8 protein-coding genes are annotated in these 8,993 nt (G+C 59.2%); 3 read left to right on the top strand and 5 right to left on the bottom strand.

Going from position 1 to position 8,993, the window contains the following annotated elements; all coding sequences use genetic code 11:
- Positions 1-88: 88 nt before the first annotated feature.
- Together AC1DLB_RS12735 and AC1DLB_RS12730 are read right to left on the bottom strand one after the other, a co-directional pair.
- Positions 89-1,705, bottom strand: coding sequence for an inorganic phosphate transporter (locus AC1DLB_RS12735; protein WP_477785078.1), 1,617 nt, complete (start codon positions 1,703-1,705; stop codon positions 89-91).
- A 329-nt stretch (positions 1,706-2,034) separates the two neighbouring features.
- A complete protein-coding gene (locus AC1DLB_RS12730) occupies positions 2,035-3,057 on the bottom strand; it encodes a transporter (RefSeq protein WP_018926423.1) in 1,023 nt (340 codons plus the stop codon).
- 275 nt (positions 3,058-3,332) lie between these two features.
- Here AC1DLB_RS12730 and AC1DLB_RS12725 point away from each other — a divergent pair, with 275 nt between their 5' ends.
- Entirely contained in the window at positions 3,333-4,958 is a 1,626-nt protein-coding gene (locus AC1DLB_RS12725; protein WP_477785077.1) for a methyl-accepting chemotaxis protein, read from the top strand.
- A gap of 294 nt (positions 4,959-5,252) precedes the next feature.
- Positions 5,253-5,615 carry a hypothetical protein gene (locus AC1DLB_RS12720; RefSeq protein WP_477785076.1) on the top strand — a complete coding sequence of 121 codons (363 nt, stop codon included), beginning with the start codon at positions 5,253-5,255 and terminating at the stop codon, positions 5,613-5,615.
- Between the two features lie 16 nt (positions 5,616-5,631).
- Here the strand turns inward: AC1DLB_RS12720 and AC1DLB_RS12715 are convergent, their stop codons facing one another.
- The 3 genes from AC1DLB_RS12715 to AC1DLB_RS12705 form a co-directional block, all read right to left on the bottom strand.
- On the bottom strand, positions 5,632-6,810 hold the full coding sequence (locus AC1DLB_RS12715) for a GAF domain-containing sensor histidine kinase (protein ID WP_477744604.1): 1,179 nt from the start codon (positions 6,808-6,810) through the stop codon (positions 5,632-5,634).
- A 158-nt stretch (positions 6,811-6,968) separates the two neighbouring features.
- Entirely contained in the window at positions 6,969-7,274 is a 306-nt protein-coding gene (locus tag AC1DLB_RS12710) for a PepSY domain-containing protein (RefSeq protein ID WP_477744605.1), read from the bottom strand.
- A 172-nt stretch (positions 7,275-7,446) separates the two neighbouring features.
- Positions 7,447-8,574, bottom strand: a complete 1,128-nt coding sequence (locus AC1DLB_RS12705; RefSeq protein WP_018926417.1) for a glycerophosphodiester phosphodiesterase — start codon at positions 8,572-8,574, stop codon at positions 7,447-7,449.
- A 236-nt stretch (positions 8,575-8,810) separates the two neighbouring features.
- Here AC1DLB_RS12705 and AC1DLB_RS12700 point away from each other — a divergent pair.
- Positions 8,811-8,993 (top strand): DUF2025 family protein (locus AC1DLB_RS12700; RefSeq protein WP_477785075.1); only part of this gene is annotated, 183 nt, incomplete at its 3' end.

Genomic DNA, 8,993 nt, shown 5'->3' with positions numbered 1-8,993 from the left:
CCGCGAAAGCGGTTTCACAGTCAGAGTCATCGTTGAATGTGAAACCGCTTTCGCGGGCAAGCCTCGCTCCTACACAGGTTGTGTATGGTCAGAACAGCTTGGTGAACAACCAGTACAAGCTGCCCGACAGCACAATCGCCGCCGGCAAGGTCAGCACCCAGGCCATCAGCAGGTTGCGGATGGTCTTCATCTGCAAGCCGCCACCGTTGGCGACCATGGTCCCGGCCACGCCTGAAGACAACACATGAGTGGTCGATACCGGCAGGCCGAACATGTCGGCGGCGCCGATGGTCAGCATCGCCACGGTTTCTGCCGATGCGCCCTGCGCATAGGTCAGGTGCGTCTTGCCGATTTTCTCGCCGACCGTCACCACGATGCGTTTCCAGCCGACCATGGTGCCCAGTCCCAGGGCGATGGCCACCGCGATCTTCACCCACAGCGGAATGAACCGCGTGGCGTTGTCGATCTGTTGCTTGAACAACTGCAGCTTGCCGGTGGTGTCGGTGTCGAAGTTTCCGACCTTGTTCTTGTCCATCAGGCGAATGGTTTCGCTGGTCAGGTACATATCGTTGCGCACGTTGCCCATCGCTTCGGCCGGGACTTTCGACAGCGAGCCGTAACCCTTCACTTCGTTACCGATCTGGCCCGCCAACGCGGCGAGGGCGGGGATCAGTTGCGGGGTGGCTTCCTTGTTGCGCATGTAGTCGGTCAGCACCGGGCGTGGATCGGTGGGCATCGGCAGCGGTGTGTTTCTCATCAGGGCTTGCTGGGTGACTTCGGCCACCGCGGCGAATTGCAAGGCCTGATCCGCCGGCATGGTGCGGTTCAATGCATACGCCATCGGCAGCGTGCCCACCAGAATCAGCATGATCAGGCCCATGCCTTTCTGGCCGTCGTTGGAGCCGTGGGCGAAGGACACGCCGGTGCAGGTCAGAATCAACATGCCGCGAATCCACCACGGTGGCGGGGTATTACCCTTCGGCGCCTTGTACAGTGCGCGATTTTTGACGAAGACACGCAACGCCAGCAGCAACAACGCGGCGAATGCGAAGCCGATCAGCGGCGACAGCAGCAACGCGTAACCGACCTTGGTCGCCTGGGCCCAGTCCACGCCACTGGTGCCGTCGCGGCCGTGCATCAAGGCATTGGCTACACCGACACCGATGATCGAACCGATCAGGGTGTGCGACGAAGAAGCCGGCAAACCCAGCCACCAGGTGCCGAGGTTCCACAGGATGGCGGCGATCAACAGGGCGAAGATCATCGCGAAACCGGCAGAGGAGCCGACCTGCAGAATCAGCTCCACCGGCAACAGGGCGATGATGCCGAACGCCACCGCGCCGCTCGACAGCAACACCCCCAGGAAGTTGAAGAACCCGGACCAGGCCACGGCGAAATTCGGTGGCAAGGAGTGGGTGTAAATCACCGTCGCCACGGCGTTGGCGGTGTCGTGAAAACCGTTGACGAACTCAAAGCCCAAGGCAATCAGCAGTGCCACGCCCAACAGCAGAAACGGCGTCCAGGTGGTGACCACCGTGCCGAGTTCGCTCATGTCGTGCATCAGGCTGTAGGCGGTGAACAACAGCCCGCTGCCCAGCACGGCAAAGAACATCACGAAGGTGAGCAGGCCGGGTTTTTTATCGAACTGCGGCCTGGYGCCACTGGCGGGCGCCTGGGAGGCGGCGGTGAAGGAAGGCGTAGCCATGCCGGACAATCCTGAGCAGAGAAGGAGTGTCGCCCATGATCGTTGCTAAATATTACAGTGAGACTGCGCTGGGTCAGTGTTTGGTTTTTTTGTGATGCCGGATGCTAAGGCAGGCAAACACCTGTGGCGAGGGAGCTTGCTCCCGTTCGGCTGCGAAGCAGTCGTAAAACCAGAGAATTCTGTTTGAATGAATAAACCGGATAGGGGCCGCTGCGCAGCCCAGCGGGAGCAAGCTCCCTCGCCACAAGGTATCGGTGATGRTGGGCGGTTTAATAATCGCGCCGCTTACGAAACGCCCAGCGCCCGGCAATCAGGGTAAACTGGGCGGTTTAATAATCGCGCCGCTTACGAAACGCCCAGCGCCCGGCAATCAGGGTAAACGTCGCCACCAGTGCCACCAGAATCCAGAACCCCTCCGGATCCCCGGCAAGCGGCACCCCGCCGACGTTCATGCCGAAGAAACCGGCAATGATGTTGATCGGCAGCGCCAACACCGTGACCACGGTCAGGGTGAACAGCGTGCGGTTGCTCTGTTCGTTGAGATTGGCGGCGATTTCTTCCTGTAATAGCTTGATCCGCTCACCTAGGGCGGTGAGGTCGTTGATGATCAGCGCAAACTCCTCGGTGGATTTGCGCAGCTCCTTGACGTCCTCCTTCTGCAACCATTGCGGCGGGCGATTGAGCAGGCGCAGCAACGAGCCCGGCTCCAGCGCCAGCAACCGTTGCAGGCGCACCAGCACCCGGCGGTTGGCGCCCAGTTCGGCGCGGTTGGTGGACAGGCGCGACGACAGCAATTCATCTTCGATCTGATCGACACTGAGGCTGGTCTTGCGCACGATCTGCGTCAGCACTTCGCCCTGATCACGCAGCAAATGCACCAGCAATTCCAGCGGTGAGCGAAAGCATTCACCGGCCTTCACCGAAGAGCGCAGCTTGTCCACCGAGTGCAGCGGTTGCAGGCGCGCGCTGATGATCAGCCGACTGCGGGCGCAGACCCACAGCGTCGAGACATCCGAGGAAACCATGCTACTGAGGTTGAACACCACATCGTTGACCACCGCCAGCAACGCCGAATCGACATGCTCGATGCGCGTCGAACGCGACCCCTCGTGCAAGGCTTCGAAAAACTCGTCGGGCAATTCCAGATGGCTTTTCATCCAGCGCTCGCACGCCGCATGGGCCAGGTTCAGGTGCAGCCAGAGAAACTCATCACTGTCGTCCAGTTGTTGCAGGCAGTGCAGTGCCTTGGCCGAATCGATCTCTCGACCGCGCTCGCCGGGGCGAAAACTGAAACCGTAAAGCAGGCCGAACAGGTCGGAATCGCGATGGCGTTGATCAATGCTGTGGTTCATGAAGTCTCGCTGCGGGGAGGCGCCTGTCGCGGGTTTCACAGGTTCACTTGAGCCTCATCATTGCAAGCGCTCATGACGGTTTTGTGACGGCAAGGTGTACGCAAACGATTGCGATACCGATGGTCGGATTTTCCTCAAGAACCGCTCTGGAACGCCGATCACGCTTGGGTTACGTTTGCGCGCCTTCGGCCAAGGGCCAACGTGGCAGACAGGGATGTCCGGATACTTTTCACGCCTTCATCCGCGTGCCTCATTCCTGTTTCGAGTACTTCCCGATGTCTTTACAAAAGTCCCTTCGAGCACAAATTCTCGCCCTGTTGAGCGGCAGCCYGTTGGCGATGTTGTTGATCGCTTTGGCCTGCTTTCACTTTTTGTCCAACGGCGTTCAGAACTACGCGAACCTGATCGAAGGCCCGTTGCACACCTCGCAACTGATCGATGAAGCCAACCTGCAATTCAAGGTGCAGGTTCAGGAGTGGAAAAACGTCCTGCTGCGCGGCAAGCAACCCGCGGACCTGGACAAATACTGGAAGCAGTTCGAGGAGGGTCAGCGCAATGTGCAGGGTATCCTTGGTGAACTGGCGGGGCAGAAGGGTATGGAGCCGCAACTCAAGACCCGCATCGAACGCCTGCGTGAGGAGCATCGTGTATTAGGTGCGGCGTATCAGAAGGGCCGTGATGCCTACGTGGCGGCCGGTGCCGACCCAGCGGCCGGCGACAATGCGGTCAAGGGCGTGGACCGCGCCGCCAGCGAGCAGATGAATGAACTGGTCGGCGAACTGCGCAAGCAGAGTGTCGAACAATCGAAATTGATCAGTGCCAGTGCCGATCAGACGGTGTTGTCGGGGCTCGCGGTGATGCTGGTGTCGGGCCTGCTGATTGGTTTGTTGAGTCTGTGGCTGGTCAATCGCAACCTGGTGGAGCCGATCCGCAAACTGATCGACTACGTGGCGCAACTCAGTCAGGGCCGGTTCGCCGATCGCGTGGCCAGCACCCGTCAGGACGAGTTGGGCAACCTGGCCAGGGCCGCCAACACCTTGCGCGATTTCCTCGCCGAAACCTTCAGTCGTTTGCAGCGCAGCGCGTCGGACCTGGACAGTGCCAGCGGTGAGCTGAACTCGATTGCCGGCCTTATGGCCAGCGGCACCAACGAGCAGTTCAATCGCACCGATCAGGTGGCCACGGCGATGAACGAAATGTCCGCCACCGCGCAAGAAGTCGCGCGCCACGCCGCCGAAGCGGCACGTGCGGCCGACGATGCCGATCAGTCCGCCCAGCAAGGCGAGAAGGTCATGCAGGGCACCATTCACACCATCACCCAAATGCGTGGCGAAATCGCCAACACCGCCACGGTCATCCGTCGCCTGGAAGAAGACAGCGGGCGCATCGGCAAGGTGCTGGAAGTGATTCGCGGCATTGCCGAACAGACCAACCTGCTGGCGCTCAACGCGGCAATCGAAGCGGCCCGTGCCGGTGAAGCCGGGCGCGGTTTTGCGGTGGTCGCTGATGAAGTACGCAGCCTGGCCCAGCGCACGGCAGCGTCGATCATCGAGATCAACCAGATCATTCAAACCGTGCAAACCGGTGCGGTGGACGCGGCCCAGGCCATCGAAAGCGGCCAGTCGCGCAGCGAGCAAAGCGTCGAGCAAGTGACCCAGGCCGGCGCCATGCTCGAGCGGATCACCCATGCCGTGGAAGCCATTCGCGACATGAACCGCCAGATCGCCACCGCCGCAGAAGAACAGACTTCAGTGGCCGAAGACATCTCGCGCAACCTCACCGAAATCACCAGCATCGCCAGCACCAACCTGGACAACGTGCAGCGCACCGAAGCGGCCAGCCACAACCTGCATGGGCTGTCAGGGCAATTGAATGAGGTAACGGCGCGGTTGAGCGCCTAGTGAAATGGATTGTGTATCGAATCGGTTACCGAGTCGGTACACAGGCGTTGCAGGATGAAGGTGGCAGTACGGCGGATTCGGTGGTCAGCACCTCGGCCTGATCCTTAAGCATTACAGCTGTACACCTTGTTAAGGTCGGTGTGCCGTTGATCGGGTACTTGCAACCAAGACGCCCGATTTCAGCGGTACCTGTTATTTCTGACAGTAGACAGTTTTTTTCTCGCGGCGCTAGATATCCCTTGGCGCGCCTACTCAAACTGAACCTGTGCCAGTACTTTCACAAGGAGCATTGCGATGACCGAAACATTGAACCCTATGACTGTTGTCGGTGGACAGTCGATCATTTTTTTCGTCGAWGAAGCAGACCCAGTGATTCCGAAAGCAATCATCCCTGCACGGGAAGAATTTGTAGAGGGCGAAGAAATCTTCGTGAAGTTTGGCAACGTGGAGGTTGCTTATCACAAATATCGACAAGGTGATTTCTTTCCCATACACATTCCTTTGGACAAAGGAGCGCTGAGTCAGGTGGCTGTCGCTGCGGAGGCTTACTACACGATCAAGCATCTGGATGGATCGACCTCCACCTCAAGTTCTTTCCGTGCCAAGGTCGAGATGTTTAACAGCCAATCGTCCGTGAGTCACGCTAACGCGGTCTAAGACATTGAGGCTGTCGTCACCGCGTCAAAGGCAACGTGAATATGAACGCCGTTCCATGGGACTGCGTCGATTTCACATCAAGCTGCCCCCCATGGGCCAGCGCAATCTGATTGGCAATGTACAACCCCAACCCGAGGCCGGCCTGCGGTGTTCCGCCGGTCGGTCGCGAGTAGGGCTGGAACAGATGCTGCAGCGCATCCTCGGCAATCAGCCCGTGGTTTTTCACGCTCAATATGAAGTGCCCTTCGTTGACCTGCGCACTGACCTCGACCGGGCCGTCGGGATCGCCGTGGACAACGGCATTCGCCAGCAGGTTGGACAGCAACTGCGCGACCCGTTCGCGATCGCAATGAATGTCGCTCAGGTCGCCAATCGACGACTGAATAATACGCTTGGGGTGAATGCTCTGGATCTCGGCGATCACATGCCGCAGCACATCCCCCAAATCCGGGCACGGCTCGATATTCACCGGGATGCCGCGACCCAATGACCCGCGCGCGAAGTCCAGCACATCGTCGACCAGTTTGGTTGCACGCCGGGCGCTGGTGAGGATATGCCGCACCCGTTGCTCATTTGGCGGGTCTTTGAGTTTGCGCAGGAGCATTTCGGCACCGGCGCTGATGGCGAACAAGGGGTTGCGCAGGTCATGGCCGAGTACGGCGATGAACTGTTCGCGCAGTTCGCTGGTTTTACGTTCCTTGATCGGCGCCGCTTCGGTCTGTTGCAGGTTTTCTTCGGTCTCTATCTGCAGCGCGAGCATCCGGGCGAAGGATTCCATGGTGCTCTGGATCGTGCTGGACTTGAGCGGCGCGGGATCAGGATCGAGGGCGCAGAGGGTGCCGAAGAAGCGCCCGTCGGTGCGAAGTATCGGCACGGCAATGTAGCTTTCGAATGGACAGGTGCGAGGCGTGTGCTGATCGCGGCTGAGCGGGTCTTCACTGACCTTGTCGATGACCACCGAGTGCTGGCCCTGGCGAATTTCGTCGCTCAGCGTGGAGACCAGCTGCAGTTCATCGCCCACTTGCACGCCGAAACCCAGTCGATCGAGCACCGCGCAGGCGATCCAGGTGTTGTCGATGACGCGGGCCACCGCGGCGAACCGCAACCCGGTCAGCTCACTGATCACCTGAAGAACCGCCGGCACCGTGCTGATCCGGCCGATCGTGGCGATGTCTGCTGCCGCTGTTTGCCCCATATCCGTGGTTCTCTGCTTCAACATGCTGAGTGGTGTTGAGGGATTCTAGCGGGCCTGCGCAAAAGGGCGCGACTTCGTTCATGACTTCAGCGATTTGCCTTACGACGAACGCAAAAAAGCCGCACGACCCGAAGATCGTGCGGCTTTTTGCCGTTGAATCACTTGTCTCGTTTGTTGCTCAGGACCTTGCCAGTGGCGGCATCGAAGTCCACGTCCCATTCGGTGTTGTCAGCCAGACGCAGTTCCACTTCATATTCGTAACCGTTGAAGTGGTTATCCAGGTCGGTATCGGTAATTGTGGCGCCCGGATGCAACTTCAGCGCGGCCTGGTTCATTTCTTCCAGGGGTTTGATCTTGCCGCTTTTGACCAACTCGGGGATCTGGTCGACGCGAACATCAGCTTGGGCCAGGCCGGCGGTGAGGGTCAGGGCAGCAGCGATGAACAGGGCAGTTAAGGTTTTCATCAAGTTCTTTCCTTGGAGGAGCTGTTTAAGTGGGATCAGGTTAAACAGCGCAACTTAATTCACCCTTAAAAAAACAATCGCGGGCAACCACGCTCTCACAGGTTTTGCGCAGACCTTGTGGGAGCGTGGCTTGCCCGCGATGGGGACGACGCGGTGCAGCGCCTGGCGCCAATCAGTACCCGTTGTTCTGCAACAACTGCGCAACGCTCGCCGCCGCCGGGCGCTTATAGAACTTCAGCAGTTCGCTGGCGCGATTGGTGAAGATGCCGTCGACACCGGCATCCATCACTTTCTGATAATCCACGGCATCGTCGATGGTGTAGACGTGCACCAGCATGCCCTGATCGTGGGTGAACTGGTTCATCCACGGTTTCACCAGGTCTGAATAGCTCTGATCTCCACCCTTGGTCAGCGCGGCAGAAGGCCCGGTGCCGATAGCGCCCTGGGCCTTGGCGTACTCGACCCATTGCTGGAATTCGGCTTTGTCTTTCGGTTCCTGTTTGGCGTAGTAAGTCGCCTTGTCCTTGTCTCCGGACTCAGCGAACGTCACTTTGGATTTCGGCTCGATGCTGCCTTCGCCGACCCACAACAGCAGGATTTTCGGCACTTGCGGCATCTCCTTCTCGAGCAGTTCGAGGCTGCTCTTCTCGAAGGTTTGCAGCACGACTTTGCCTTTCCCCTGGCCGACCGCCAGATTACTTTTTGCCAGTTTGGAACCCGTCGGGCTCAGCCAACCACGGTCCTGCAATTTATCCTTGAGATCGCGTTCGATGCCGGGAAACTGCTTTGGCTCCTTGGTTTCGATGTACAGGCCAGGCTTGTGCAGTGGATTGCCTTGGGCGATGTCGATGATTTCGTCCAGGGTCAGGATCTTCAGACCCACGTAGCCAGGACGCGCGCGATCCGGGTACGCCGTGTTGAACCAGCTGCCGGCATCCAGGGTTTTCAGTTCGGCGATGGTGAATTCGTTGGCCGGGCTGTCCTTGCGCTCAGGGAATTTGGTAGCGACGTCGGTGGTGCGTTGCAGGTTGTTGTCGTGCAGGGCGAACAGCACACCATCCTTGCTGCGTTGCAGGTCCATTTCCAGGTAGTCGGCACCCAGGTCGCGAGCCAGTTTGTAGGCTGCGGCGGTGGATTCCGGTGCATCGAAAGAGGCGCCACGGTGGGCGATCACCGCCGGGTGCGGAATGCCCAGGCGGGTTGCCAGTGCGCTGGGGCTTGGCTCGCTGGTGGCCTGTGCCTGGCCGAGGCCGAGCATCAGGCTCAGCAGCAGGGCGCTTTTGGTGAAGGAGACAGGCATGGTCGAAGTCCTTTTGCGATGAGTTTTCAAAGACGTATCTTTTAACAACTGAGCGCCGCTTGTGCTATCACCAGACCGACATAAACGTGTTTAAAGAAGATTTCTTCGACGCTTTTGTGCGGCTCTTTGCAGTAATCTTCACACCTGCAGTTTCCCCGGCAGAGGGAAACCCGTTCACTTGCCCTGCGTGTAAACCATCGATCACCGGTCCTTAGCGACCTTTTGTGAGGTTTACCATGCGCATCACTTCCCAGCTCATTTGCCAGGCCGCCGACCAACTCAAAGGCTTCGTCGGCCTCAATCGCAAAACCGGCCAGTACATCGTGCGCTTCAGTGAAGACGCTTTCGGCATGGACGTGGCTGACGACGGCATCATCCCCGCCAGCGAATTCGTCTGGGCACCCGGCCCCGAGCAGACC

This window comes from Pseudomonas sp. 05N434, assembly GCF_056396965.1.
Note: the sequence above shows the minus strand (reverse complement) of the source record. Positions and strands in the feature narration are given on the sequence as shown.

What these genes read in the sequence shown, in the direction of transcription:
- AC1DLB_RS12730 (WP_018926423.1), bottom strand. Translation starts at nt 3,057, where the DNA reads ATGAACCACAGCATTGATCAACGCCATCGCGATTCCGACCTGTTCGGC.
- AC1DLB_RS12715 (WP_477744604.1), bottom strand. Translation starts at nt 6,810, where the DNA reads ATGGGGCAAACAGCGGCAGCAGACATCGCCACGATCGGCCGGATCAGC.
- AC1DLB_RS12710 (WP_477744605.1), bottom strand. Translation starts at nt 7,274, where the DNA reads ATGAAAACCTTAACTGCCCTGTTCATCGCTGCTGCCCTGACCCTCACC.
- AC1DLB_RS12705 (WP_018926417.1), bottom strand. Translation starts at nt 8,574, where the DNA reads ATGCCTGTCTCCTTCACCAAAAGCGCCCTGCTGCTGAGCCTGATGCTC.